Here is a 23,598-nt window from a genome sequence, read left to right on the forward strand (position 1 = left end):
AACAGCGTTGCGCATACGAACGCGTTCTCAGCAGATGGCTGACACAGACGATATTTTGGGATACCATGGAGGCCAGGTTCTCAGTTCTGTTGCGGCAAGCCATCCCCAGTGGTGTCGACCCCAGCGTCCCCAGCGCTTCGACAATCGCCGCGACCGAGAACCGGAGGGCCCTCTCGAGTTCCCCAGTCCCCAATGGAGGACTCGAGAGGGCCCCACTCTTAAGCTGGTGTCATGGCGAAGAAGAAGTCAGGCAGCAAGCGCCCCGCACCCGAGGACTTCCGCTCTGAGGCTCTGGCTCAGGCCCTCGAGAAGCAGGACATGGCGGCCGTCGCCCTGGCGCTGCGCAACGGCAACACGGTCGTGCCGCTGATCAAGCCCGGCGCCCGCGACAACCCGCTCGACAGCGGCGAGGTGTGGACGTACCGTGACGCGAACACGGGTGACGTCGCGCTGCTGCTGTTCAGCGACGCGAAGCACAAGCCGGCCAACCTGCCGCCCGGCGTCGGCATCTACTCGCCGACGTGGCTGAAGTCGTTCCTGACCACCCATCGTGACACCATCACCACGGTGTTCCTCGACATCGCGGGCCCCCATCCGATGCAGGCGCCACCCGCAGAGCTGCTCAAGGCGCTCGGCGTCTGAGCCCGCGTCAGAACGGCGGGATCGACGCTTCCGGCCGGCGGTCGGTCGCCCGCGAGCGGATGTCGGTCAACGCCGTGCGCAGCGTCTTCGACCGGTCGTCGACGACCTGCTGGTAGCCGAGGCGCGCGGCCTCGCCGCGGCGCTGCGTCGCCTGGGTGACCGGGCGGATCTCGCCCGCCAGCGACAGCTCGCCCACCGCCGCGACCGTGCGCGGCACCGACCAGTGCCGGATCGATCCCGCGACGGCGACGGCGATGGCCAGATCGGCGGCGGGCTCGGTGAAGCGCACACCCCCGACGGTCGAGACGTACACGTCGAGCTTCGACGTCGCGATGCCGGCGCGTCGCTCGAGGATCGCCAGCACCATCGCCACCCGCGACGCGTCCAGACCGTGCACCACACGGCGCGGGTTCGGGGCGTTCGACTCGATCGTCAGAGCCTGCACCTCGACCGGCATCGCGCGCCGGCCCTCCAGCGCGATCGCCACGCACGTGCCGGGCTCTGCCGCGCCCTGCGAGAGGAACAGCCCGCTCGGATCGGGCACCTCGGCGATGCCCGCGCCGGTCATCTCGAAGCATCCGACCTCGTCGGTCGGGCCGAAGCGGTTCTTCAGCGCGCGGATGAACCGCAGCGCCGTCTGCCGGTCGCCCTCGAAGTGGCACACCACGTCGACAAGGTGCTCGAGCACGCGGGGGCCGGCCACCTGCCCGTCTTTGGTCACGTGCCCGACGATGATCACCGGCAGCCCGCGATCCTTCGCGACCCTGATGAGCGTCGCCGCCACCTCGCGCACCTGGCTGGGCTGACCTGCGGCGCCGTCGATCAGGCCCGACGCCACCGTCTGCACCGAGTCGACGATCACCAGATCGGGCTTCACCTCGTCGATGTGCCCGAGGATGGTGGCGAGGTCGGTCTCGCTGGCGAGATAGAGCTCGTCGTGCAGCGCGTTCGTGCGCTCGGCGCGCAGCCGCACCTGGGCCGGCGACTCCTCGGCGCTCGCGTACAGCACGCGCCGGCCGGTGCGGGCGGTGGATGCCGCCACCTCCAGCAGCAGAGTCGACTTGCCGACGCCCGGCTCACCGCTCAGCAGTATCGCCGCACCAGGCACGATCCCGCCGCCCAGCACGCGGTCGAACTCGCCGACTCCGCTGCTGCGCCGCGGCGCGTCGGCGGTCGTGATCTCGGTGATCGGCCGCGCGGCCCGGTTCGCGAGCGGCGCGACGGCCTCGGTCTGTCTCACCAGCCCCGTCTTGACGCCCTGCTCCTGCACGGTGCCCCACTGCTGGCATTCGCCGCAGCGGCCGACCCACTTCGCCGTCGTCCAGCCGCACTCCGAGCACACGAAAGCGGGAGGGGCGGGTCTGCGGGTGGCCATGCAGCAAGGGTATCCTCGGCATCCGACGTCGGGTCGCGGCGCTTCGGCAGGCTCAGCGGCCCAGGGGTGTGGGCTCAGCGATCGAGGGGGCGGGGTGCGGCGCTTCGGCAGGCTCAGCGACCCAGGGGTGTGGGCTCAGCGACCGAGGGGGCGGGGTGCGGCGCTTCGGCAGGCTCAGCGACCCAGGGGAGTGGGCTCAGCGACCGAGGGAGCGGGAGGCGGCGCTTCGGCAGGCTCAGCGACCCAGGGGGTCTCGGCTCAGCGACCCAGGGGTTCGGCCTTGCGCCCGACGTCCCGCAGCATGCCGGCGACGACCAGCGCGAACGCCCCGACCAGCACCAGCAGCCACAGACCGAGGTGGTACGAGTTGGTCGACGCGTCGTAGGTCGCGCCCATCACGAGCGGCGGGAAGTAGCCGCCGAGGCCACCGGCCGCCGCGACCACGCCGCTGACCGCTCCCACCTTCTCTTTCGGCGTCGACGGGCCGATCCACGCGAACACGGCGCCCATCCCCAGACCCATCGCCGACGCCATCAAGATGAACGTGACCCCCGTGACGATGCCCTCGGGCGGCTGCTGACCCACGATGTAGGCCAGCGACACGATCCCGCCCAGCGAGATGAGCGAGATGATCTTCGGACCGAACCGGTCGGCCAGCACACCGCCGATCGGGCGCGCCACCACGGCCGCGGCGGCGAACAGCGCGGTGCGCATGCCGGCGCCGAGCGCGTCGACCTCGTCGGGGTAGATCGTCGTGAGGTACTTGGGCAGGAAGTTCGAGAACGCGACGAACCCGCCGAACACGATGCCGTACAGGAACGCCATCTCCCAGGTGACCGGCAGCTTGAGCGCGCCGATCACCTTCGGCACGAGCTTCTCGTGGTTGGGCTGCCATTGCGGCGACTCCCGCATGAAGAACCACACCAGCGCCGCCATCACAACCAGCGCCGCGGCGATCAGCAGGTGGGTGGGCAGGTAGCCGATGTCCTGCGCGAGCCGCGGGGTGGACATCGCCGACACGGCGGTGCCGATCATGCCCATGCCGAACACTCCGGTCGCGAAACCGCGGCGCTCTGGCGGGAACCACGCGCCCGAGAAGGGCACCCCCGCCGCGAACAGGGTGCCGGCGACACCGAGGTAGAAGCCGGCGATGATCAGCAGCGGGAAGCTGCGGATGCTGCCGGCGAGAGCCACGAGCAGCACGGCAGGCGCCGAGAGCAGCAGCACGACCGTGAACATCTTGCGTCCGCCGAAGCGGTCGGTCATCGCTCCGACGACGATGCGGCCCAGCGCGCCGACGAGCACGGGCGTCGCCAGCATCAGCGAGATCTGCCCCTCGTCCAGGCCCATCTCGGTGGCGTAGGTCTTCTGCAGCGGCGAGATCGACATCCATGCCCAGAACGCGATGGTCGAGGCGAGGGTGGCGAGCAGCACCTGCGCGAGACCGCCGCGCAGGTCGGTCGAGGTCGGTGCGGTGGAAGTGGTGGCGGCGGTCATCGGGCGCTCCCTTCGATACCGGTGACAGTACTGACAGCGCCGCGCGGGGGCCACCCTTTCGCCCGGTTATATCCGATGAGATCCGGATGCGGCATCCGCAGCGGCGTGAATAAAAACGGCGAACCCTTGAACGCCGACAGGCCCCCGGGCAGGATGCTGAGGTACCAGCCGTTCTCCGGAAGGAACAGAGATGACCCCCGGAACCAGTACACATCGCGACGCTGCGACCGACGGCCCGCTGGCCGACGCACTGCTGAAGATGGGCCGCTTCGTGCGGCCGGGCGAGACCTCGGACGACCTGCGGGCGGTGTTCCTGCAGGGTGGCCGATCGGGGGATTCGTTCTACCGGGACCGCTGGTCGCACGACAAGGTGGTGCGCTCGACGCACGGCGTGAACTGCACCGGATCGTGCTCGTGGAAGGTGTACGTCAAGGACGGCATCATCACGTGGGAGGCGCAGCAGACCGACTATCCCAGCGTCGGACCCGACTCGCCCGAGTACGAGCCGCGCGGCTGCCCGCGCGGTGCGGCGTTCAGCTGGTACACCTACTCGCCGACCCGGGTGCGCTACCCGTACATCCGCGACACGTTGGCCCGCCTCTACCGTGAGGCGAAGGCGCAGCATCCCGACCCCGTCGACGCCTGGGCGTCGATCGTCGACGACCCCGAGAAGGCCCGGTCGTACAAGCGGGTCCGCGGCAAGGGCGGCCTGGTGCGCACCACGTGGGACGAGGCGATGGAGATCGCCGCGGCGGCCCACGTGCACACCGTGAAGGTCTACGGACCCGACCGCGTCGCGGGGTTCTCGCCGATCCCGGCGATGTCGATGGTGTCGCACGGTGCAGGATCCCGTTTCATGAACCTGATCGGCGGCACCATGCTGTCGTTCTACGACTGGTACGCCGACCTGCCCGTCGCCAGTCCTCAGGTGTTCGGCGATCAGACCGACGTGCCCGAATCGGCCGACTGGTTCAACGCCGGCTACCTGATCATGTGGGGCTCGAACGTGCCGGTCACCCGCACGCCCGATGCGCACTTCATGGCCGAGGCACGCTATCGCGGCCAGAAGGTCATCACCGTCTCGCCCGACTACACCGACAACACGAAGTTCGCCGACGAGTGGGTCGCCCCGCACCCCGGCACCGACGCCGCGCTGGCGCTGTCGATGGGGCACGTGATCCTGCGCGAGCACTTCGTCGAGACGCGCACCGCGCGCTTCGAGGACTACATGCGCCGGTTCACCGACGCGCCGTTCCTCGTCGAGCTCGAGTCGCGCGACGGCGGCCTGGTGCCAGGCAAGTTCGTCACCGCCTCCGACCTCGACGGCCCTGACGCCGCCCAGCCGCGCGCCGACTTCAAACCGGTGCTGATGGATGCAGACGGCACTCCCGTCGTGCCGAACGGCTCGCTCGGGCACCGCTTCACCCCCGAAGACGAAGGGCGCTGGAACCTCGACCTCGGCGACGTCGTGCCGCCGCTGTCGGTCGCCGATCTGCCCGACTGGACGGGTCAGGCTGCCGAGGTGCGCCTGCCCCGCTTCGACCTCGATCCCGAGCCGGGGCAGGAGCACGCGGGCGGATCGGGGGCGATCACCCGGGGCGTGCCGGTGCGCACGGTCGCGGGCAGGATCGTCACCACGGTGTTCGACCTGATGCTCGCCCAGTACGGCGTCGGCCGCGACGGCCTGCCGGGGCAGTGGCCGGCCGGCTATGACGACGCGTCCAGCCCCGGAACCCCCGCCTGGCAGGAGGAGCACACCTCGGTGGCGGCGCCCCAGGCGATCCGCATCGCGCGGGAGTTCGCCGACAACGCCGACCGCTCAGGCGGGCGATCGATGATCCTGATGGGGGCGGGCACCAACCACTGGTTCCATTCCGACACGATCTACCGCACCTTCCTCGCCCTGACGACGATGACCGGATGCCAGGGCGTGAACGGCGGGGGATGGGCGCACTACGTCGGGCAGGAGAAGGTGCGCCCGATCACCGGCTACCAGCAGTACGCGGCCGCCGCCGACTGGGGCCGGCCGCCCCGGCACACGATCGGCACGGCGTTCTTCTACCTCGCGACGGACCAGTGGCGCTACGACGGGTTGCCGGCCGACCAGCTGGCATCCCCCCTGGGCCTGGGCAGATTCGCGGGCCGCACCACCGCCGACTGCCTCGTCGAATCGGTGCAGCGCGGGTGGATGCCGAGCTATCCGACCTTCGACCGCAACCCGCTCGACCTCGCCGACGAGGCCGAGGCCGCCGGCAAGGACGCGGCTCAGCACGTCGTCGACAGCCTCGACGACGGCTCGCTGCGCTTCGCGGTGGAGGATCCGGATGCCCCCGAGAACTTCCCGCGTGTGATGAACATCTGGCGGGCGAACGTGCTCGGCTCGTCGGGCAAGGGCAACGAGTACTTCCTCAAGCACCTGCTCGGCACCGACGCGGCGGTGCGGGCTTCCGAAGCCGCGCCCGACTCGCGGCCCTCGTCGATGACCTGGCACGACGAGGCGCCGGAGGGCAAGCTCGACCTGCTGATGACGGCCGACTTCCGCATGACCAGCACCACGCTCTTCAGCGACATCGTGCTGCCGGCGGCCACCTGGTACGAGAAGCACGACCTGTCGTCGACCGACATGCATCCGTTCATCCACGCGTTCAACCCGGCCATCGCTCCGCCCTGGCAGACGAAGACCGACTTCGACACGTTCCGCATCCTCGCCGAGAAGTTCAGCGAGATGGCGCGCACCCACCTCGGCGTGCGCCGCGATGTCGTCGCGACCCCGCTGCAGCACGACACCCCCGACGTGATGGCCACCCCGCACGGCCGCGTGCAGGACCTGCCGCGCGTGCCCGGGGTGACGATGCCCAAGCTGACGGTCGTCGAGCGCGACTACCCGAACCTCGCCGAGCGGTGGAAGTCGCTCGGCCCGCTGACCGCGAAGCTCGGACTCACCACGAAGGGCATCACGTATCACGCCGAGCCCGAGATCGAGCGGCTGGGGCGCCTCAACGGCACCGTCACCACGGGGCCGTACGCGGGTAGCGTGCGCCTCGACACCGACAAGCGCGCCTGCGAGATGATCCTCGCGATGTCGGGTACGAGCAACGGCCGGCTCGCGGTGCAGGGCTTCGAGAGGCTCGAGAAGCACACCGGGCAGAAGATGACCTTCCTCGCCGACGAGCACGAGGGCACGCACCTGAGCTTTCAGGACGTCTCGGTGCAGCCGCGCAGCGTGATCACCTCGCCGGAGTGGTCGGGATCCGAGCACGGCGGGCGCCGGTACACGGCCTTCGCGATCAACGTCGAGCACCTCAAACCGTGGCACACCCTCACCGGCCGCCAGCACTTCTACCTCGACCACGACTGGATGGACGAGCTGGGCGAGACGCTGCCGATCTACCGGCCGCCGCTCGACATGCACCGACTGTTCGGCGACGCGGTGCCGGGCACCAGCTCGGCGACAGAGGTGCACGTGCGGTACCTGACACCGCACTCGAAGTGGTCGATCCACTCGGAATACCAGGACAACCTGTTCATGCTCTCGCTCTCGCGCGGCGGGCCGACGATCTGGATGAGCCCGAAGGACGCCGAGAAGATCGGCGTGCGCGACAACGACTGGATCGAGTCGTACAACCGCAACGGCGTCGTCGTCGCCCGCGCGAACGTGTCGCACCGGATGCCCGAGGGCACGGTGTACATGTATCACGCGAAGGATCGCACGGTCGACGTGCCGCTCAGCGAGATGAGCGGGCAGCGCGGCGGCATCCACAACTCCCTCACCCGCATCCTGCTCAAGCCGAGCCACCTGATCGGCGGCTACGCGCAGCTGGCCTGGGCGTTCAACTATTTGGGACCGACAGGCAACCAGCGCGACGAGGTCACCACGATCCGTCGCCGCAACCAGGAGGTGCAGTACCGATGAAGGTGATGGCCCAGATGTCGATGGTGATGAACCTCGACAAGTGCATCGGATGTCACACCTGCTCGGTGACGTGCAAGCAGGCGTGGACGAACCGCACCGGCGTGGAGTACGTCTGGTTCAACAACGTCGAGACCCGACCCGGCGTCGGCTACCCGCGCGGCTACGAGGACCAGGACAAGTGGCAGGGCGGCTGGGTGCGCGACAAGCGCGGCCGGCTGCGGCTGCGTGCGGGAGGACGCCTGGCGAAGCTGGCGCGCATCTTCTCGAACCCGAAGCTGCCCGAGATCGACGACTACTACGAGCCGTGGACCTACGACTACGACATGCTCGTGAACGCGCCCAGCGGCGAGCACACCCCGGTGGCGCGGCCGAAGAGCCTGATCACCGGCAAGGACATGAAGGTCTCGTGGTCGGCCAACTGGGACGACGACCTCGGCGGATCGATCGAGACCATGCAGGACGACCCGATCCTGCAGAAGATGAGCGAAGAGGTGCAGGCCGAGTTCGAGAAGGCCTTCATGTTCTACCTGCCGCGCATCTGCGAGCACTGCCTGAACCCGTCGTGCGTGGCTTCGTGCCCGTCGGGGGCGATGTACAAGCGCGCCGAGGACGGCATCGTGCTCGTCGATCAGGACGCCTGCCGTGGCTGGCGGATGTGCGTCTCGGGATGCCCGTACAAGAAGGTCTACTTCAATCACAAGACCGGCAAGGCCGAGAAGTGCACCATGTGCTATCCGCGCATCGAGGTCGGCCTGCCGACCGTGTGCTCGGAGACCTGCGTGGGCCGGCTGCGCTACCTGGGACTGGTGCTGTACGACGCCGACCGGGTCGCGGAGGCGGCGGCTGTGGAAGACGAGCACGAGCTGCTCGCCGCGCAGCGGTCGGTGCTGCTCGACCCGCACGACCCCGCGGTGATCGAGGCCGCGCGGCGCGACGGCATCCCCGAGGACTGGATCGAGGCCGCTCAGCGCAGCCCCGTCTGGCGCCTGATCAACGATTACGAGGTGGCGCTGCCGCTGCATCCCGAATACCGCACGATGCCGATGGTCTGGTACATTCCGCCGCTCTCACCGGTCGTCGACGTCGTCACCGGCTCGGGCAACGACGGGGAGGATGCCAGGACGCTGTTCGCCGCGATCGACAAGCTGCGCATCCCGATCGGGTACCTCGCCGAGCTGTTCACCGCGGGTGACATCGCGCCGGTGGACGCCTCGCTGCGCAAGCTCGCCGCCATGCGCTCGTACATGCGCGGGGTGAGCATTGACGACGAGCGCGACGAGCGGATCGCGAACGCGGTCGGCATGACGGGCGCGGAGATCGAGGAGATGTACCGGCTGCTCGCGATCGCGAAGTACGAGGAGCGCTACGTCATCCCCGCCGCGCACTCCGAGCGTGCTCACGAGCTGGAGGAGATGGCCTGCTCGCTCGACTACGACGGCGGGCCGGGCATGGGCGGTGCCGGCGGCCCGTTCGGCGCAGCCAGCGGCACATCCGTGCCGGTCGCGGTGGAGAACTTCCACGCGCTCGCCGACCGGCAGACGGCCGACCGGCCGTCCAGCCCGGGGCGCGTCAACCTGCTCAACTGGGACGGCAACGGCCGACCGCACGGACTGTTCCCGCCGTCCGAGCGCGCTGAACCGCGCCACTACGACGACGAAGGTGCCCCGTGAGCACCGTCCTGCCCCCGCGCGTCACGCCGCGACGGCGGCTGCCGGACGCCCTGACACCGGCATCCCTCACCGGCGCGCAGCGCCAGACGGTGCACATGCTGGCATCCCTCCTGCTGGACTACCCCGACCCGACGTGGTTCGAACGGCTCGACGTGTTCGAGGCGCACACCGCCACGCTCCCGCCGGTCGTCGCCGAGCCGCTGCGGCGGTTTCTGGGGCGGGCGCGCGAGGCGGGGGCATCCGACTGGCAGCAGCGCTACGTGACCACCTTCGACCTCAAGCGCAAGTGCTCGCTGTATCTCAGCTACTACGCGACCGGTGACACGCGCCGGCGCGGCACGGCGCTGGTCACGTTCCTCGACGCGTACCGCGCGGCGGGCTGGGAGTTCGACGCCGCCGAGCTGCCCGACTACCTGCCGGCGGTGCTGGAGTTCTCGGCACGGTCGCAGTCCGACGTCGCCGACGCCGTGCTCGCCGCGCACCGCGAGGGCATCGAGGTGCTGCGTGCAGCGCTCGAGGGTATGGACAGCCCGTGGTCCGACGTCGTGCGGGCGATCACGCTGTCGCTGCCGAAGGTCGACCAGCGCACCCGCGACCGGGTGCTCGCACTCGTCAACGAGGGGCCGCCCACCGAGACGGTCGGGATGAGCCTGCCGATGCCCGCCTTCCGCCGAACCGGGGAGTGATCATGAACACCATGCCGTTCCTGCTCTGGGTGGCGCTGCCGTACGTGTGCGCGGCCGTGTTCATCCTCGGACACATCTGGCGCTACCGGTACGACAAGTTCGGCTGGACGACGCGCTCGTCGCAGAGCTACGAGAACCGGATGCTGCGCTGGGGATCGCCGATGTTCCACCTCGGCATCCTCATGGTCATCGCCGGCCACGTCGTCGGCCTGCTCATCCCACGCGAATGGCTGTATGCCATCGGGATCAGCGAGGAGATCTACCACATCGGCGCGACCGTGCTCGGCTCGTTCGCCGCCGTGCTCACCCTCGCCGGTCTCGCCATCCTCGTCTTCCGCCGCCGCACCGTGCCCGCCGTGTTCCTCGCGACGACCGTGATGGACAAGGTGATGTTCGTCTTCCTCGGTGCCACGCTGGCGTTCGGCACCCTCGCGACCTTCGTGTACCAGGTGTTCGGATCGGGGTTCCACTACCGCGAGACGATCTCGCCGTGGATGCGCGAGCTGATGATCTTCCGCCCTCGGCCCGAGCTCATGCTCGAGGTGCCGCTGCTGTTCCAGCTGCACGTGATCACGGCCTGCCTGCTGTTCGCCCTGTGGCCGTTCACCCGGCTCGTGCACGTGTTCTCGGCGCCGGTCGGCTACCTGTTCCGGCCGTACATCGTGTACCGCTCGCGCGACGAGCAGCGCGGGTCGCGGGCGCCGAAGCGCGGCTGGGACCCGGTGTCGACCCCCGACCCCGCCCGCCTCCGCCGCCGCTGATGTCAGGGCCCCTGAGCCTGTCGAAGGGCCCGGCCACCTTGGACCCTGGCCACCTTGGGCCCCTGAACCTGTCGAAGGGCCCCACCCACCGTGGGCCCTGGCCACCCTGGACCCCTGAGCCTGTCGAAGGGCCGGGCTCCGGGACGCTCCCTCCGGAGGGCACCGTGCGGGTGGCTCTGAGCTCTAGCGGGAGGCGGCGCTTCGGCAGGCTCAGCGACCCAGGAATGAAGGGCCTGGCCATCTTGGGCCCCTGAGCCTGTCGAAGGGCCTGGCTCCGGGACGCTCTCTTCGGAGCGCACCGTGCGGGTGGTTCTGGACTCTAGCGGAGGCGGCGCTTCGGCAGGCTCAGCGACCCAGGGGAGTGGGCTCAGCGACCGAGGGAGCGGGAGGCGGCGCTTCGGCAGGCTCAGCGACCCAGGAATGAAGGGCCTGGCCATCCGGGCTCCGCGACGTCTCCTCCCGAGCGGGAGGCGGCGACAGCCTGGGTGAACGGCGTGCTCGGGGTGGACAGCACCTCGTGGAGCGGGCCCTGCTGAGAGATGCGGCCGTGCTCGATGATGAGGAGGCGGTCGGCGAGGGCGTGGGCGTCGGCGACCGTGTGCGAGACGACGATCGTCGTGGTGCCGTGCAGCTGGTCGCGCACGACCTCGCGCAGCTGCGCGGCGGCCAGCACGTCGAGCGAGCTGAACGGCTCATCGAGCAGCAGCAGACGCGGCCGCGCCGCGAGGGCACGGGCCAGGGCGACACGCTGACGCTGGCCGCCGGAGAGCTGGTCGGGGCGGCGAGCGCCCAGCCCGGGCAGGCCGATGCGCGGCATCCATTCCTCGGCGATCGCGACCGCCTCGGCGCGCGACGAGCCGGCCGAACGAGCGGCGAACGCGATGTTCGCGGTCGCGGTCATGTGCGGGAACAGCAGCGGGTCCTGCCCGAGCAGGCCGATCGCGCGCCGCGACGGGGGAGTGTGCCGCGTGGCATCCGCCAGCTGGTCGCCGTCGATGTCGACATGCCCGTCGTCGAGCCGGGTGAGGCCGGCGACGGCATCGAGCAGCGTCGTCTTGCCCGCGCCGCTCGGGCCCATCACGGCGAGCACCTCGCCGGGTCGCAGCGACAGGTGCACGTCGAGGCCGGCGTGCGCGACGACGACGTGCGCGTCGAGGGCGCCGGTCATTTCAGGGCTCCCGGCCGCCAGGCGCGCACGAGCAGCAGCACCACGACCGCCGTCGCGAGCAGCAGGATCGACAGCGCGACCGCGGTCTCGCGACCGGTGCCGGCCCCGTTGAACGCGGTGTAGATCGCCAGGGGCATGGTCTGCGTCACCCCGGGGGCGTTGCCGGCGAACAGTGCCGTGGCGCCGAACTCGCCGATCGCGCGCGCGAAGCAGAGGATCACGCCGACCACGATCCCCGGAGCCGCCAGCGGCAGCGTCACCTGCCACAGCACCCGCCACGGCCGGGCACCCAGCGTGGCCGCCGTGCGTTCGTAGCGTCCGCCGACACTGCGGACGGTGCCCTCGACCGCGAGCACGAGGAACGGCAGCGCGACGAACGCCTGCGCGAGCACGACCGCCGTCGGAGTGAACGGCAGTGTCAGGTCGAAGGCATCCGACAGCATCCGTCCGAGCGGGCTGGTCCTGCCGAACAGGAACAGCAGTGCCACGCCGCCGACCATCGGCGGCAGCACGAGCGGCACGGCGACCAGCGCCCGCAGCAGCGCCGACACGCGCGGTCCCGACCGTGCCATCAGCAGCGCCAGCGGAAGGCCGAGCACCAGGCACAGCGCCGTGGCCGCGAGGCCGCTCACGAGCGACAGCCGCAGCGCGTCGACAGCGACCGGAGAGGTGATGTCCTGCCACAGCGTCGCCCAGGATGCCCGGGTGATCAGCGCCAGCAGCGGCAGGATCAGCAGCGCCACCCCGAGCACAGCGGGAGCGACGAGCGTGAACGGCGTGCCGGTGCCGGTGTCGCGGACCCCGACGCGGCGAGCGGCCGGCCGGCGACCGGTGCTCCGGTGGCGGCCGGGGGTGGATGCCGCGTCAGCCGTCACGGCGCCCCGAAGCCGAGTCGTTTCAGGATCCGCTGCCCTTCGGGTCCGCGCACGAACTCGGTGAAGAGGGCTCCGGTCTCATCCGCGTCCTTCAGCGCCACGATCGGATAGCGGTTGACGACCTGGTCGGCGCCCTCCGGTGCGAAGCTCTGCACCGCGTCGTCGCCGATCACATCGGTGGCGTAGACGAGTCCGGCATCCGCCTCTCCCGCGGCGACCTTCTGCAGCACCGCTGTGACGTTCTGCTCGAGGCTCGCCGGGGTGACCTGCACGCCCGCCGTCTCGAGCAGCGTCGCGGACGCGGCGCCGCAGGGCACCTGGGGCGCGCAGAGCACGGTCACCGCATCGGTGAGGTCTGCGAGCGTCTTCACACCGGCGGGGTTGCCGGTCGGCACCGCCACGACCAGCGTGTTCGTGGCGAACAGCTGCTGCTCGGCCGCGAGCCCGCTGTCGACCAGCGACTGCATGCTGCGCTCGTCGGCGGTGGCGAGCACGTCGGCCCGCGCGCCCTCGATCAGTTGAGTCACCAGCGTGCTGGATCCGTCGTACACGATCGGGTTCACGGTGACACCCGGGTACTGCTGCTCGAACGACTCCGCGATCTCATCGAACGCGGTGCGCAACGATGCGGCGGCGAACACCGTCACCTCGCCGGTCGGAGCGGGCTGCTCCGTGCCGGGGCCGGACTTATCCCCCTTCGGATCGAGGCTGTCGCTGCCGGGCGCCGCCGCCGCGCATCCGGTGAGCAGCAGCGTGCCGAGCAGCGCGGCGATCCCGATTCGCCGCAGCCTCATCGCAGCGTCTCCTTCGGCGTCTCGACGATCACGTTCGTCGCCTTGATCACGGCAGACGCGAGCGAGCCGGGCTGCAGATCGAGCTGGTGGGCGGCCTCGGCCGACAGCAGCGACACCACCCGGTGGGGACCCGCCTGGATGTCGACCTGGGCCATCACGCCGTCGATCTGCACGCGCGTGACAAGACCGGTGAACCGGTTGCGTGCGCTGGAGAGCAGATCGGAATCGTCGCCGGGTGCGTCGGCCAGACGCTGGGCATGCTCGGCGAGAGCGGTTCCGGGGATGCGTGCGGGGGAGTCACCGGTCATGGGCAGAGCACCGTGATCGATCCAGCGCCGCACGGTGTCGTCGCTGACGCCGAGCAGGCGCGCGGCATCGGCGATGCGATAAGAGGTCATGGGCTGACTCTAGCCTGGTGCTTCCGCACATCCAGACCATACGGCGTGATATTTCCGTATCTGCGGCTCTGACGGGGTGGTGTGGACGCGCACGCGGGGACGGTTTCGTCGCGATGCTCGCTCGGCGCGCGCGAGAACCGTACGCTCGCAGTATGCCTCTGCCGCCTCTCGTCGAGCCCGTCGACGCCCTGAGCGATGCCGAACGTCTGCGCACCGCGCGCCACCAGGTGCTCGCCGGCCTGGGCGAGATCGGACAGCGCCGCCTGCGCGCCGCCCACGTCGCGGTCGTGGGGGCGGGCGGGCTGGGCGCTCCCGTCGTGCTCGCGCTCGCCGCCGCGGGGATCGGAACCCTGACGATCATCGACGACGACGACGTCGAGCTGTCGAATCTGCAGCGTCAGGTCATGCACCGGCACGGCGATGTCGGCAGCCCGAAGGTCGACAGCGCCGTGCGCGTCGCCGCCGATCTCTCCCCCGAGACGACGGTCAGAGCGCTGCGCGTGCGACTGACCTCCGACAATGCCGCAGACCTCCTCTCCGGCGCCGACCTGGTCATCGACGGCACCGACACGTTCGAGACGCGTCTGCTGGTCGCCGCCGCCGCCGAGCGGCTCGGCATCCCGCTGGTGTGGGGCGTGATCCAGGAGTTCGCCGCGCAGATCACCGTGTTCTGGTCGTCACCGCCGCCGGGGGCCGACGCCGTCGTGCTCGCCGACCTGTACCCCGAGGGGAGCGTGGGGGAGCTGCCCACCTGCGCCGCGGTCGGCGTCTTCGGCGCGCTCTGCCTGCAGGCCGGATCGATCCTCGCGATGGAGGCGATCAAGCTCATCACCGGCATCGGCGACCCGCTGCTCGGCCGCGTGCTCGTCATCGACGCGCTGCGGGCCAAGACCGGCGAGGTGCCGCTGCGCTCGTCCCGCGCGCAGGCCACACAGGCCGCGCCTCCATCCGCACCCCGGCCACAGCCTCCGCACGTCACGGTCGCCGACCTCGGTGCCGAGTCGGACGCCGGCGCGCTGCTGCTCGACGTGCGGGAGGATGCCGAGGTCGCCTCCGGCATGATCCCCGGTGCGACGCACGTGCCGCTGGCCCAGGTGCTCGCCGATCCGTCGGCGATCGATCCGGGCCGGATCGTCGTGATCTGCCAGGCCGGGGTGCGCGCACGGCGGGCGGCCGAGGCGCTGCGCGCGGTCGGCGCCGACGCGGTCGTGCTGACCGGGGGAATGGATGCATGGAACGTGACGCCGCGCACCGGGGAGGAGAACTCCGGCACGGGAGGAGCGATCCTCGAGACGTCACCTCCGCAGGGCGCGAACTCCTCCCGAACAGGCGAGCCGCAGAGAGAGGCGACCGCATGAGAACCGTCGAAGAACAGCTCGAGGTCGTGCTCGCACAGGTGCGGCAGCGGCCGCCCGTCACCGTGCCGCTCGATGACGCGCACGGCCTGACCCTGGCATCCGACGCCCGCGCCGCTGTCGCCGTACCCGTCTTCGACAACTCCGCCATGGACGGCTTCGCCGTGCGCTGGGCGGATGTCGCGGGCGCGACGCCCGAGCATCCGGTCACCCTGCGCGTCGTCGCCGACATCCCCGCCGGCAGCGCGCTCGACCCGGCGGTCGGGCCGGGAGAGGCCGCGCGGATCATGACCGGGTCGCCGACACCGACCGACGCCGACGCGATCGTGCCGTTCGAAGACACCGCCGGCGGACTCGCCGACTCCCTCGAGACGGCGCTCGTGCTGCGGGCGCCCCACGCGCAGAACGCCCACATCCGGCGCGCCGGCGCCGACATCACCGCCGACGCGGTCGTGCTCACCGCGGGCACGCTGCTCGGGCCACGGCAGCTGGCGGCACTGGCATCCGCCGGCATCGCGCACGTCGACGTCGCCCCCAGGCCACGCGTCGCGATCGTCTCCACGGGCTCCGAGCTCGTCGCGCCCGGCACGTCGCTGCAGCGCGGACAGATCCCCGAGTCGAACGGCGTCCTGCTCGCCGGACTGGCGGCCGAAGCCGGCGCCGAGGTCGTGCTGCGCCGCGTCGTCGACGACGAGGGCGACGGCCCGGCCGCCGCCGTCGCCGAGGCGAGAGACCTGGGCGCCGCTGCGATCGTCTTCTCGGGCGGCGTCAGTGCCGGCGCGTACGAGGTCGTCAAGCAGAGCCTCGACGGCGCCATGGAGTTCACGAAGGTCGCCATGCAGCCCGGCAAGCCGCAGGGCTTCGGCGCGACCGCCGACGGGATGCTGATGTTCGGCCTTCCCGGCAACCCCGTCAGCGCGGCCGTGTCGTTCGAGGTCTTCGTGCGGCCGGCGCTGCTGCGCATGCAGGGCCGCGACGGCATCCACCGGCCCCGCCGGCAGCTGCCCGCGGGAGCCGCGTGGCGCACCCCGCCCGGGCGCCGTCAGTACCTGCCCGCCGTGATCGACCGCACCGACCCCGCCCGCCCGGTCGTGCGCCCCGCCACCGCCGGCGGATCGGGCTCTCACCTCAGCGTGGGTCTCGGTTCGGCCGAGGCGTACGCGATCGTCCCCGCCGAGGTGGAGCAGGTCTTCGCCGGCGACCTCATCGACATCATGGAGCTGTGATGACCTTCACCCATCTGGATTCCGCCGGCCACGCCCGCATGGTCGACGTCACCGAGAAGCAGCCGACCGTGCGCGCCGCGACCGCGCGCGGATTCGTGCGCTGCGCGGCCGACACGGTTGCCCTGCTGCGCGACGGGTCGGTGCCCAAGGGCGACGTGCTCGCGGTGTCGCGCATCGCCGGCATCCAGGCCGCGAAACGCACCCCCGAGCTGCTGCCCCTCGCGCACGTGATCGGCGTGCACGGCGCGGTCGTCGACCTCGACATCGAAGACGAAGGCGTCGCCATCGAGGCGACCGTGCGCACCGCCGACCGCACCGGCGTCGAGATGGAGGCGCTCACCGCCGTCTCGGTCGCCGCACTGTCGGTGATCGACATGATCAAGGGCGTCGACAAGTCGGCCTCGATCGAGAACCTGCGCATCACCGCGAAGGAGGGCGGCCGCAGCGGATCGTGGCGCCGGCCCGGCGAATGACCGGGGTGCGCCTCGGCGCGATCCTGCTTGTCGGCGGGCGCGCCACCCGCCTGGGCGGCGGCGTCAAGCCCCTGCTCGAGGTGGGCGGTGAGACGCTGCTCTCCCGCACGGTGCGTGCGGTGGCGGATGCCGGATGCGCGCCGATCATCGCCGTCGGGCCCGAGCTCGATCGCGACGTGCAGGTGCGCTGGGTGCGGGAGCATCCGCCGTTCTCGGGACCGGCCGCGGGCATCGCCGCAGGAGTGTCCGCGCTCGGCCACGACGGCGCCGACGGCCGCGAGGTCCCGGAATGGACGCTCGTGCTCGCGGGCGACCTGCCGCACGTCACCCGCGTCGCCGCGCGCCTGACCGCGGCGGTGTCGTCGGCCCCACCGAGCGCCGAGGCCGTCGTGTTCACCGCCGACGGGCATCCGCAATGGCTCGCCGGCGTCTACCGCACCGCCGCCCTGCGCGCTGCCGTGCGCGCCGCCGGTGACGACCTCGCCGGCGCCTCGTGCCGCGCCCTGCTCGGCGGGCTCGAGATAACGTGGCTGGCAGACGAAGATGGGATCACCGCCGACATCGACACCCCGGCGGACCTGACGCGCACGCGCGCCGCATTCGAGGAGGAATCCGTGAGTGAATCACCCCGCACGCTGCCGCCGGAGGCGCTCGACGACTGGGCTCGCGTCCTGCGCGAGCGGTTCGACCTGGATGCCGCAGACGTGCCCGTCAGCCTCATCCTCGACCTCGCGCGCGACGTCGCCAACGGGGTCGCCCGGCCCGCAGCGCCCGTCAGCGCGTTCGTCGCGGGGCTCGTCGCCGGCCGCGCCGGCGGCACGCCCGAGCAGGTGCGCGAGACGGTCGCCGCGGTGGTCGAGCTCGCCGGTGGCGGGAAGGAGTCCTGACATGACGACGACGCAGATCACCACGGTGCGCTTCTTCGCCGCAGCACAGGAGGCTGTCGGTCAGGATTCGCTGACGACGGATGCCGCGACGCTGGGCGCGCTCAAGCAGCATCTGCTCGCCGAGCATCCGGCGCTGGCCGGCATCCTGTCGCGGTGTGCGGTGCTGGTCGACGGCGCCCGAGTCGACGACGACTTCGCGCTCGCCGGGGCGCGCACCATCGACGTGCTCCCGCCCTTCGCCGGCGGGTGAACTGCGCTCCGGACGTGGCCGCAGCGCCGATCGGCCGTGGTAGGCAGCGCCGAGCTCAGGTCAGCCGCCGATGCCCTTCCACGCGGTCGTGCCGTCGGCCTCGACCTGACGCTTCCACACCGGCAGCTCGCGCTTGATCGCCTCGATCACCTCGCGGCAGACCGTGAACGCCTCATCGCGGTGCGACGACGCCACCGCGATGACGACGGCCGCCTCGCCCACGTCGAGACGCCCGACCCGATGGCTGACCGCGACGACGGCATCCGTGCCCTCGGCGGCGCCCTCGGCGATGCGGTGCAGCGTCGGCTCGGCATCCGGGTGGGAGGTGTACTCCAGCGCGACGACGGCATCCGCGGCATCCGGATCGTGGTCGCGCACCCGGCCCACGAAGGTCGTGACAGCGCCGGCGGTGGTGTTGTCGACGGCGGCGATGTGCTCATCGAGCGACAGCGCCTGCTCTGAGATGCGCGCGAGGCGGACGGTCATCGGTGGTCCTCTCCATCGAGTTGGCTGAGCACGTGACCGGCCACCGAGAGCACGACGGGCATGCCCTCGGCGACGGCCTTCGGCGAGCCGGGCAGGTTGACGATCAGGGTGGCGCCGACGACGCCCGCGAGGCCGCGGGTGAGCATCGACGCGGGGGTGGCGGCGAGACCGGCGCGGCGCAGCTCTTCGGCGATGCCGGGCAGCTGCCGCTCGATCACGCGGGCGGTTCCCTCGGGTGTCTCGTCGCGCGGGCCGACGCCCGTGCCGCCGCTGGTGATGATCAGCCGGACGCCCGCATCGCGCAGCTCGCGCAGGGCGCGCTCGACGGCATCCGCCCCGTCGGGGATCACGGTCGCGTCGGCGCAGGCGAAGCCCGCCTCGCGCAGCGCGAGCACGGCGACCGGGCCGGCCGAGTCGGGCCGCACACCGGCCGCAGAACGGTCGGAGACGGTGAGGACGGCGGCGGCGGTCATGGCTCCCACACTATCCGCGCGGCCGATGCCCGCGCCGCCGGTGATTATTCACGGCCCGCGCGCACCTGCATCCGGACGGGTTCTGGGAGCATGGGAGCATGACCACCACTGCGGTCGCGTACGGGCCGATCTCCAGCTACTCGCGCGTGCGCATCCTGCATCTCGTGCAGACCCGGGCCGAGCGCACGATCGGCGAGCTGTGCGAGGCGACCGGCCTGCACGCGAACACCGTGCGCGAGCACCTGCAGCGGCTGATCGAGGGCGGCTACGTCATCCAGGCCACCGAGCACCGCACCACCCGCGGTCGCCCGCGCACCCTGTACAGCGCCGCGACGGGCGCACCGGAGGCGTCGAGCCCGATCGCCCGCGACAAGGTCGCCGAGGCGGCACGGCGGGGTGACCTGATGCGCCGCGTCCTGTCGGAGCCCGACTCCGAACTGGGGCGAGACGCGACCTACCAGCTGGACGCGCTGGTCGAGCATCTCGAGGAGAGCGGCTTCGAGCCGATCGTCGACGAGAGCCGCATGACGGTCGACCTCACGCCGTGCCCGCATGCCGCGAGCGCCCCCGAGTACCGGCCGATGCTGTGCCAGGTGCATCTCGGCTTGATGCAGGGCGTGCTGACGCAGGCCGGCGGACCCATCGCGGCCGAGTGCGTACAGTCCCCCCGCCGTGCCGAGGAGTGCACGGTGCAGCTGCGCGTCGATCAGCTGTACAGCGACTCGGTCGGCTCCATCACGATCCCGAGCGCCTCGAACGCCTGACGGCGCTCTTCGATGCGCCGGTGCATCTCGGCCTGGGCATCGGCGACGAGGGCGGCGGGAAGCGGGACGGATGCCGGATGCGGGTTCGCGTTGCCTGCGGCGAGGTACGCGTCGAGCTCGGGGCCCGACGTCCACGAGCAGATCAGCGAGTAGCGCGGCGCGTCCCCCCGGTGCCACACGGCATGCCAGAAGCGCTGCGTGTCGACGATGATGCGGGAGCCGGCAGGCAGCGGCAGGCGGATCTCGGTCGACGGGTCGAACCGGTCGGAGCGCAGGATGAGCAGCGAGTCGGGGTCATCCGTCAGGTTGAGCCAGGCCCGCACCACCCAGCCGGTGCCCTCGGTGTTGAGCCGGTTGTTGTCGTCCTGGTGCAGGTTGTAGATCGCATCGGCGTAGGTGTTCGGCTGCAGCTCGATGACCCGGCAACGGCCGACGTTGGCGCCGGGCTCGAGCGCGCGCGCCTGCAGGGTCGGCGCCTTCGCGACCTGCGATGCGACCCACACGCCGTCCTTGTCGGTGCGCGGCGGGGTGTGGTTCCAGAACCCGTTGCACTCGACGTCGCCCGCGTGACTCGCCAGCGGGGCGAAGCGGGTGATTCCCGACGAGCGCCAGCCGACGTACTCGAGATCGCGCCACTCGTCGGGGTCGTTCGACTGGTCGCGGCGGTCGAGCACGACGTAGCCCGTCTCGCTCAGTGCAGGGGAGGTGAGGAATCCCATCGCGCGTCTCCGTTCCGGCATCCGTTCTCAGCTCGATCCTATTCGGAACCCCGACCGGGCCCGCCGGGTCGGGCCGGGCAGAACGCGCTCGGCGCCGGGCACTCACGCGCGGGTAGGGTGTGGCCATGACGCTGCAGGATGCTCTGAGCGGCTTCGCCGCGCCGCTCGCCCCCGCCGAGAGCCTGCGCGAGCAGATCGAGGACCAGCTGTCGGCGCGGATCGTCGCCGGCGAGATCCCGCCGGGGCAGGTGCTGACCGTGCCGCGTCTGGCGGGTGACTTCGGCGTGAGCGCCACTCCCGTGCGCGAGGCGATGCTCAACCTCACGCGCCGCGGCTTCCTCGCCCCCATCCGCAATCGCGGCTTCGCGGTGACGGAGGTCTCGCGCGACGAGCTGAACGAGCTGTGCGAGGTGCGGATGCTGCTCGAGGCGCCACCCATGCGCCACATCGCCGGCAGGCTCGACGAGGCTGCGGCAGCCGAGCTGCGCGTGCTCGCCGATCGGATCGTGGCAGCGGGTCGGGCGGGGCAGTTCGCGGAGTTCCTCGCCGCCGACACCGCCTTCCATCTGCGGGTGCTCGAGGTGTCGGGCAACCGCACCCTGCTCGGCGTCGTGCGGGAGCTGCGTCAGCAGACGCGTCTGGTGGGTCTTGCGCACCTGGTCGAGTCCGACGCGCTCATGCCGACCGCGCTCGAGCATGCGCAGTTGGTCGACCTGCTGGTCGCCGGCGACGGTGCGGGGGCCGAGGCGCTGATGCGGCGCCACATCGGTCACGTCGGCGGCATCTGGAGCGGGCGCGACGAGAGCTGATCGACGCTCGTCGCGGATTCGGTCACGGATTGGTATCAGGGGATTTCGTTCCGGTCATCGGCACAGTAATGTGTCACGTACTATCCGATGGCACATGCAATGAGGCATCCAGGAGGACCATCACATGAATACCCGTTCCACGCGTCTGCGGCGCACTCTCTCCCTCGTCGCCGCAGCCAGCGCGATCATCATCACCGCCGGCTGCTCGGGCGGTCTCGGCTCCGGCGGCGGGTCAGGCGGAGGCAGCTCCGACGGGCCCATCAAGCTGGGCATGCTGGCGCCCTTTTCAGGCAGCGAGTCCGCCTTCGGCGACTACATGAAGAACGGCGCGCAGCTGGCGATCGACGAGATCAACGCCGACGGCGGCATCGACGACCGCAAGCTCGAGCTCGTCGTCGAAGACGACGCGTGCGACGCCACCGCCTCGGTCGCGGCGGCCAACAAGCTCGTCACCAACGGCGTGGTCGCCTCGGTCGGCGGCTACTGCTCGGGCGCGACGCTGCCCACCCTGCCGATCTTCGACGAAGCCGGCATCCCAATGGTGATCCCCGCGGCGAACTCGAACGAGCTCGTCAAGCAGAAGCTGCCCGGCGTCTTCCTCATCAACGGCACCGGCACCCAGCAGGCCAAGGCCGCGGTGACGTACGCCGAGAAGATCGGCGCGAAGACCGTGGCCGCGATCGACGACGCCACGGCGTACTCGGCCGACCTCGCCGACTCGTTCGTGCAGCAGGCGAAGGACGCCGGCCTCGCCATCGCGTTCGAGGCCACCGTCACGCCGGGCGAGAACGACTACTCGGCCGTGGCCACCCAGCTCGCCTCGGCGAAGCCCGACCTCGTCTACTGGACCGGGTACTACCAGGAGGGCGGCCTGATCGTGCGGCAGTCCACCGACGCCGGCTACGAGGGCGCGTTCCTGGTGGGCGACGGCTCGGTCGACGCGAAGTTCGCCGAGATCGCCGGCAAGGGCTACACCGACAACGTGGTGGGCACCTTCACCCAGACGCCCGACATGATCCAGGGCGCCGACAAGTGGATCGCCGACTACGAGAAGCTGGCCGGCGGCAAGCCCGGCCCGTACTCCACGCAGTCGTACGACGCCGTGCGCGTGGTCGCAGAGGCGATCGACGAGGCCGACAGCACCGACTTCGACAAGGTCGTCGCGGCGCTGGAGGGGCTGAAGGACTTCAAGACCTTCGCCGGCCCGCTGACCTTCACCAAGGACCACACCCTCTCGGGCGGCGGCTTCGTGATCGTGGGCATCGACCCCTCGAGCGGCAGCTTCGTGCTCAAGGACGACCTGCAGGGTTGAGACCGACGCGGCGGGGCGGTGCGAGCCGCCCCGCCCGCCGGCTCCCGTCCGGCATCCGGATGCCTGGCATCCGCTCGCCCGGCTCCCGCCCGGCATCCGCCCGCCCGGCTCCCGACCGCCCGGCATACGCCCGGGACGCTTCCTCCCGCCCCTGACGAGCAAGGACATCCGCAGTGATGCAACTCATCTGGAACGGCCTCATCGTCGGCTCGTTCTACGCCCTCGTCGCGCTCGGCTACAGCATGGTCTACGGGATCATCAAGTTGCTGAACTTCGCGCACGGCGACATCTACATGCTCGGCGCGTTCGCCGGCTTCGCCACCATGTCGGCGTTCGGCATCTCGAACGAGTCGTCGATCCCGCTGCTGCTGGTCATCATGCTGCTGTCGATGGTGACCACCGGTCTCATCGGCGTCGGCATCGAGCGCATCGCGTACCGCCCGCTGCGCAAGAGTCCGCGGCTGGCTGTGCTGATCACCGCCATCGGCGTCTCGTTCACCCTCGAGTACGCCGTGCGTCAGATCTTCGGCCCCAACCCCGAGGCGTTCCCGGTGCGGCTGGAGTCGTCGGGCTTCGACTTCGCCGGCATGCGCATCACCGCCGCGCAGATCGTGCTCGTCGTGATCGCGGCCGCCCTGATGCTCGTGCTCGCGCACATCGTCGAGCGCACGCGCCAGGGGCGGGCCATGCGCGCCATCGCCCTCGACCCGCAGGGCGCGCAGCTGATGGGCGTCAACGTGAACCGCGTGATCGCCACGGTGTTCTTCATCGGCTCGGCGCTCGCGGGAGCGGCCGGCGTGATGGCCGGCGCCTACTACGGCTCGATCGACTTCCTGATGGGATTCATCATCGGACTCAAGGCGTTCACCGCGGCCGTCATCGGCGGCATCGGCAATCTCTACGGCGCCATGCTCGGCGGACTGCTGCTCGGGCTGCTCGAGTCGTTCGGCTCGGCGTGGTTCGGCGGCGAATGGCGAGACGTCTTCTCGTTCGCCTTCCTCATCCTGTTCCTCACCTTCAAACCCACCGGGCTGCTCGGCGCCCGCGTCGTCGAGAGGATGTGAC

General features: G+C 70.9%; 23 protein-coding genes. 14 read left to right on the plus strand and 9 right to left on the minus strand.

The window, feature by feature from the left end; translation table 11 throughout:
* The first annotated feature begins 231 nt into the window (after positions 1 to 231).
* On the plus strand, positions 232 to 642 hold the full coding sequence (locus tag ACWIDW_RS06900) for a dehydrogenase (RefSeq protein ID WP_454124030.1): 411 nt from the start codon (positions 232 to 234) through the stop codon (positions 640 to 642).
* A 7-nt stretch (positions 643 to 649) separates the two neighbouring features.
* Here ACWIDW_RS06900 and radA read toward each other — a convergent pair whose 3' ends face one another.
* Both radA and ACWIDW_RS06910 read right to left on the minus strand, forming a co-directional pair.
* The gene (gene radA / locus ACWIDW_RS06905; RefSeq protein ID WP_454124031.1) at positions 650 to 2,017 is read right to left on the minus strand and encodes a DNA repair protein RadA; all 1,368 of its coding nucleotides are present in this window, start codon (positions 2,015 to 2,017) and stop codon (positions 650 to 652) included.
* Between the two features lie 258 nt (positions 2,018 to 2,275).
* Positions 2,276 to 3,514, minus strand: coding sequence for an MFS transporter (locus ACWIDW_RS06910; protein WP_454124033.1), 1,239 nt, complete (start codon positions 3,512 to 3,514; stop codon positions 2,276 to 2,278).
* A gap of 190 nt (positions 3,515 to 3,704) precedes the next feature.
* Here ACWIDW_RS06910 and ACWIDW_RS06915 point away from each other — a divergent pair, with 190 nt between their 5' ends.
* Genes ACWIDW_RS06915 through narI form a run of 4 tightly spaced genes read left to right on the plus strand, consistent with a single transcriptional unit; the run spans position 3,705 to position 10,544 of the window.
* On the plus strand, positions 3,705 to 7,427 hold the full coding sequence (locus ACWIDW_RS06915) for a nitrate reductase subunit alpha (RefSeq protein ID WP_454124035.1): 3,723 nt from the start codon (positions 3,705 to 3,707) through the stop codon (positions 7,425 to 7,427).
* Positions 7,424 to 9,097 (plus strand): nitrate reductase subunit beta, encoded by a 1,674-nt coding sequence (narH, locus tag ACWIDW_RS06920; RefSeq protein WP_454124037.1) that lies wholly within the window; start codon positions 7,424 to 7,426, stop codon positions 9,095 to 9,097. The genes ACWIDW_RS06915 and narH overlap by 4 nt, the downstream gene beginning before the upstream one ends.
* The gene (narJ, locus tag ACWIDW_RS06925; RefSeq protein ID WP_454124039.1) at positions 9,094 to 9,783 is read left to right on the plus strand and encodes a nitrate reductase molybdenum cofactor assembly chaperone; all 690 of its coding nucleotides are present in this window, start codon (positions 9,094 to 9,096) and stop codon (positions 9,781 to 9,783) included. The genes narH and narJ overlap by 4 nt, the downstream gene beginning before the upstream one ends.
* 2 nt (positions 9,784 to 9,785) lie before the next feature.
* On the plus strand, positions 9,786 to 10,544 hold the full coding sequence (gene narI / locus ACWIDW_RS06930) for a respiratory nitrate reductase subunit gamma (protein ID WP_454124041.1): 759 nt from the start codon (positions 9,786 to 9,788) through the stop codon (positions 10,542 to 10,544).
* A gap of 406 nt (positions 10,545 to 10,950) precedes the next feature.
* Here narI and ACWIDW_RS06935 read toward each other — a convergent pair whose 3' ends face one another.
* From ACWIDW_RS06935 to ACWIDW_RS06950, 4 genes are all read right to left on the minus strand, one after another.
* On the minus strand, positions 10,951 to 11,712 hold the full coding sequence (locus ACWIDW_RS06935) for a sulfate/molybdate ABC transporter ATP-binding protein (protein WP_454124042.1): 762 nt from the start codon (positions 11,710 to 11,712) through the stop codon (positions 10,951 to 10,953).
* The gene (locus ACWIDW_RS06940) at positions 11,709 to 12,464 is read right to left on the minus strand and encodes an ABC transporter permease (RefSeq protein WP_454124505.1); all 756 of its coding nucleotides are present in this window, start codon (positions 12,462 to 12,464) and stop codon (positions 11,709 to 11,711) included. Before ACWIDW_RS06940 ends, ACWIDW_RS06935 begins: the two co-directional genes overlap by 4 nt.
* Before the next feature lie 119 nt (positions 12,465 to 12,583).
* Positions 12,584 to 13,381, minus strand: a complete 798-nt coding sequence (modA, locus tag ACWIDW_RS06945; protein WP_454124044.1) for a molybdate ABC transporter substrate-binding protein — start codon at positions 13,379 to 13,381, stop codon at positions 12,584 to 12,586.
* Positions 13,378 to 13,779 (minus strand): TOBE domain-containing protein, encoded by a 402-nt coding sequence (locus ACWIDW_RS06950; protein WP_454124046.1) that lies wholly within the window; start codon positions 13,777 to 13,779, stop codon positions 13,378 to 13,380. Before ACWIDW_RS06950 ends, modA begins: the two co-directional genes overlap by 4 nt.
* A 152-nt stretch (positions 13,780 to 13,931) precedes the next feature.
* Here ACWIDW_RS06950 and ACWIDW_RS06955 point away from each other — a divergent pair, with 152 nt between their 5' ends.
* From ACWIDW_RS06955 to ACWIDW_RS06975, 5 genes are read left to right on the plus strand one after another with little or no spacing between them, the layout of a single operon-like run.
* Positions 13,932 to 15,137, plus strand: coding sequence for a ThiF family adenylyltransferase (locus tag ACWIDW_RS06955; RefSeq protein WP_454124047.1), 1,206 nt, complete (start codon positions 13,932 to 13,934; stop codon positions 15,135 to 15,137).
* Positions 15,134 to 16,360, plus strand: a complete 1,227-nt coding sequence (locus tag ACWIDW_RS06960; RefSeq protein ID WP_454124049.1) for a molybdopterin molybdotransferase MoeA — start codon at positions 15,134 to 15,136, stop codon at positions 16,358 to 16,360. The genes ACWIDW_RS06955 and ACWIDW_RS06960 overlap by 4 nt, the downstream gene beginning before the upstream one ends.
* Positions 16,360 to 16,833: a cyclic pyranopterin monophosphate synthase MoaC gene (gene moaC / locus ACWIDW_RS06965; protein WP_454124051.1), complete on the plus strand. Its 474-nt coding sequence runs from the start codon at positions 16,360 to 16,362 to the stop codon at positions 16,831 to 16,833. The genes ACWIDW_RS06960 and moaC overlap by 1 nt, the downstream gene beginning before the upstream one ends.
* Positions 16,830 to 17,720 carry an NTP transferase domain-containing protein gene (locus ACWIDW_RS06970; protein WP_454124052.1) on the plus strand — a complete coding sequence of 297 codons (891 nt, stop codon included), beginning with the start codon at positions 16,830 to 16,832 and terminating at the stop codon, positions 17,718 to 17,720. Before moaC ends, ACWIDW_RS06970 begins: the two co-directional genes overlap by 4 nt.
* A 1-nt stretch (position 17,721) precedes the next feature.
* A complete protein-coding gene (locus tag ACWIDW_RS06975) occupies positions 17,722 to 17,970 on the plus strand; it encodes a MoaD/ThiS family protein (RefSeq protein ID WP_454124054.1) in 249 nt (82 codons plus the stop codon).
* Between the two features lie 60 nt (positions 17,971 to 18,030).
* Here the strand turns inward: ACWIDW_RS06975 and ACWIDW_RS06980 are convergent, their stop codons facing one another.
* Positions 18,031 to 18,456: a molybdenum cofactor biosynthesis protein MoaE gene (locus tag ACWIDW_RS06980; RefSeq protein WP_454124056.1), complete on the minus strand. Its 426-nt coding sequence runs from the start codon at positions 18,454 to 18,456 to the stop codon at positions 18,031 to 18,033.
* Entirely contained in the window at positions 18,453 to 18,929 is a 477-nt protein-coding gene (locus ACWIDW_RS06985) for a MogA/MoaB family molybdenum cofactor biosynthesis protein (protein ID WP_454124058.1), read from the minus strand. Before ACWIDW_RS06985 ends, ACWIDW_RS06980 begins: the two co-directional genes overlap by 4 nt.
* 98 nt (positions 18,930 to 19,027) lie before the next feature.
* Between ACWIDW_RS06985 and ACWIDW_RS06990 the strand changes: the two genes are divergently transcribed.
* Positions 19,028 to 19,693, plus strand: coding sequence for a helix-turn-helix transcriptional regulator (locus tag ACWIDW_RS06990; RefSeq protein ID WP_454124060.1), 666 nt, complete (start codon positions 19,028 to 19,030; stop codon positions 19,691 to 19,693).
* Here ACWIDW_RS06990 and ACWIDW_RS06995 read toward each other — a convergent pair.
* Positions 19,636 to 20,412 (minus strand): hypothetical protein, encoded by a 777-nt coding sequence (locus tag ACWIDW_RS06995; RefSeq protein WP_454124062.1) that lies wholly within the window; start codon positions 20,410 to 20,412, stop codon positions 19,636 to 19,638. The two genes, ACWIDW_RS06990 and ACWIDW_RS06995, sit on opposite strands and share 58 nt — an antisense overlap.
* A 125-nt stretch (positions 20,413 to 20,537) precedes the next feature.
* On the opposite strand from ACWIDW_RS06995, the gene ACWIDW_RS07000 reads away from it, so the two are divergent.
* The 3 genes from ACWIDW_RS07000 (at position 20,538) to ACWIDW_RS07010 (ending at position 23,597) form a co-directional block, all read left to right on the plus strand.
* Positions 20,538 to 21,221 (plus strand): GntR family transcriptional regulator, encoded by a 684-nt coding sequence (locus tag ACWIDW_RS07000; protein WP_454124063.1) that lies wholly within the window; start codon positions 20,538 to 20,540, stop codon positions 21,219 to 21,221.
* 124 nt (positions 21,222 to 21,345) lie between these two features.
* Positions 21,346 to 22,533 (plus strand): branched-chain amino acid ABC transporter substrate-binding protein, encoded by a 1,188-nt coding sequence (locus ACWIDW_RS07005; RefSeq protein ID WP_454124065.1) that lies wholly within the window; start codon positions 21,346 to 21,348, stop codon positions 22,531 to 22,533.
* A gap of 176 nt (positions 22,534 to 22,709) precedes the next feature.
* Positions 22,710 to 23,597, plus strand: coding sequence for a branched-chain amino acid ABC transporter permease (locus tag ACWIDW_RS07010; RefSeq protein ID WP_177243798.1), 888 nt, complete (start codon positions 22,710 to 22,712; stop codon positions 23,595 to 23,597).
* The last annotated feature ends 1 nt before the right edge of the window (position 23,598 follow it).

It is taken from the genome of Microbacterium sp. NPDC055312 (assembly GCF_053645675.1).

Coding starts and splice junctions, on each gene's coding strand:
- ACWIDW_RS06900 (WP_454124030.1), top strand. CDS start 232: ATGGCGAAGAAGAAGTCAGGCAGCAAGCGCCCCGCACCCGAGGACTTC.
- radA (WP_454124031.1), bottom strand. CDS start 2,017: ATGGCCACCCGCAGACCCGCCCCTCCCGCTTTCGTGTGCTCGGAGTGC.
- ACWIDW_RS06910 (WP_454124033.1), bottom strand. CDS start 3,514: ATGACCGCCGCCACCACTTCCACCGCACCGACCTCGACCGACCTGCGC.
- ACWIDW_RS06915 (WP_454124035.1), top strand. CDS start 3,705: ATGACCCCCGGAACCAGTACACATCGCGACGCTGCGACCGACGGCCCG.
- narH (WP_454124037.1), top strand. CDS start 7,424: ATGAAGGTGATGGCCCAGATGTCGATGGTGATGAACCTCGACAAGTGC.
- narI (WP_454124041.1), top strand. CDS start 9,786: ATGAACACCATGCCGTTCCTGCTCTGGGTGGCGCTGCCGTACGTGTGC.
- ACWIDW_RS06935 (WP_454124042.1), bottom strand. CDS start 11,712: ATGACCGGCGCCCTCGACGCGCACGTCGTCGTCGCGCACGCCGGCCTC.
- modA (WP_454124044.1), bottom strand. CDS start 13,381: ATGAGGCTGCGGCGAATCGGGATCGCCGCGCTGCTCGGCACGCTGCTG.
- ACWIDW_RS06950 (WP_454124046.1), bottom strand. CDS start 13,779: ATGACCTCTTATCGCATCGCCGATGCCGCGCGCCTGCTCGGCGTCAGC.
- ACWIDW_RS06955 (WP_454124047.1), top strand. CDS start 13,932: ATGCCTCTGCCGCCTCTCGTCGAGCCCGTCGACGCCCTGAGCGATGCC.
- ACWIDW_RS06960 (WP_454124049.1), top strand. CDS start 15,134: ATGAGAACCGTCGAAGAACAGCTCGAGGTCGTGCTCGCACAGGTGCGG.
- moaC (WP_454124051.1), top strand. CDS start 16,360: ATGACCTTCACCCATCTGGATTCCGCCGGCCACGCCCGCATGGTCGAC.
- ACWIDW_RS06970 (WP_454124052.1), top strand. CDS start 16,830: ATGACCGGGGTGCGCCTCGGCGCGATCCTGCTTGTCGGCGGGCGCGCC.
- ACWIDW_RS06975 (WP_454124054.1), top strand. CDS start 17,722: ATGACGACGACGCAGATCACCACGGTGCGCTTCTTCGCCGCAGCACAG.
- ACWIDW_RS06980 (WP_454124056.1), bottom strand. CDS start 18,456: ATGACCGTCCGCCTCGCGCGCATCTCAGAGCAGGCGCTGTCGCTCGAT.
- ACWIDW_RS06985 (WP_454124058.1), bottom strand. CDS start 18,929: ATGACCGCCGCCGCCGTCCTCACCGTCTCCGACCGTTCTGCGGCCGGT.
- ACWIDW_RS06990 (WP_454124060.1), top strand. CDS start 19,028: ATGACCACCACTGCGGTCGCGTACGGGCCGATCTCCAGCTACTCGCGC.
- ACWIDW_RS06995 (WP_454124062.1), bottom strand. CDS start 20,412: ATGGGATTCCTCACCTCCCCTGCACTGAGCGAGACGGGCTACGTCGTG.
- ACWIDW_RS07000 (WP_454124063.1), top strand. CDS start 20,538: ATGACGCTGCAGGATGCTCTGAGCGGCTTCGCCGCGCCGCTCGCCCCC.
- ACWIDW_RS07005 (WP_454124065.1), top strand. CDS start 21,346: ATGAATACCCGTTCCACGCGTCTGCGGCGCACTCTCTCCCTCGTCGCC.
- ACWIDW_RS07010 (WP_177243798.1), top strand. CDS start 22,710: ATGCAACTCATCTGGAACGGCCTCATCGTCGGCTCGTTCTACGCCCTC.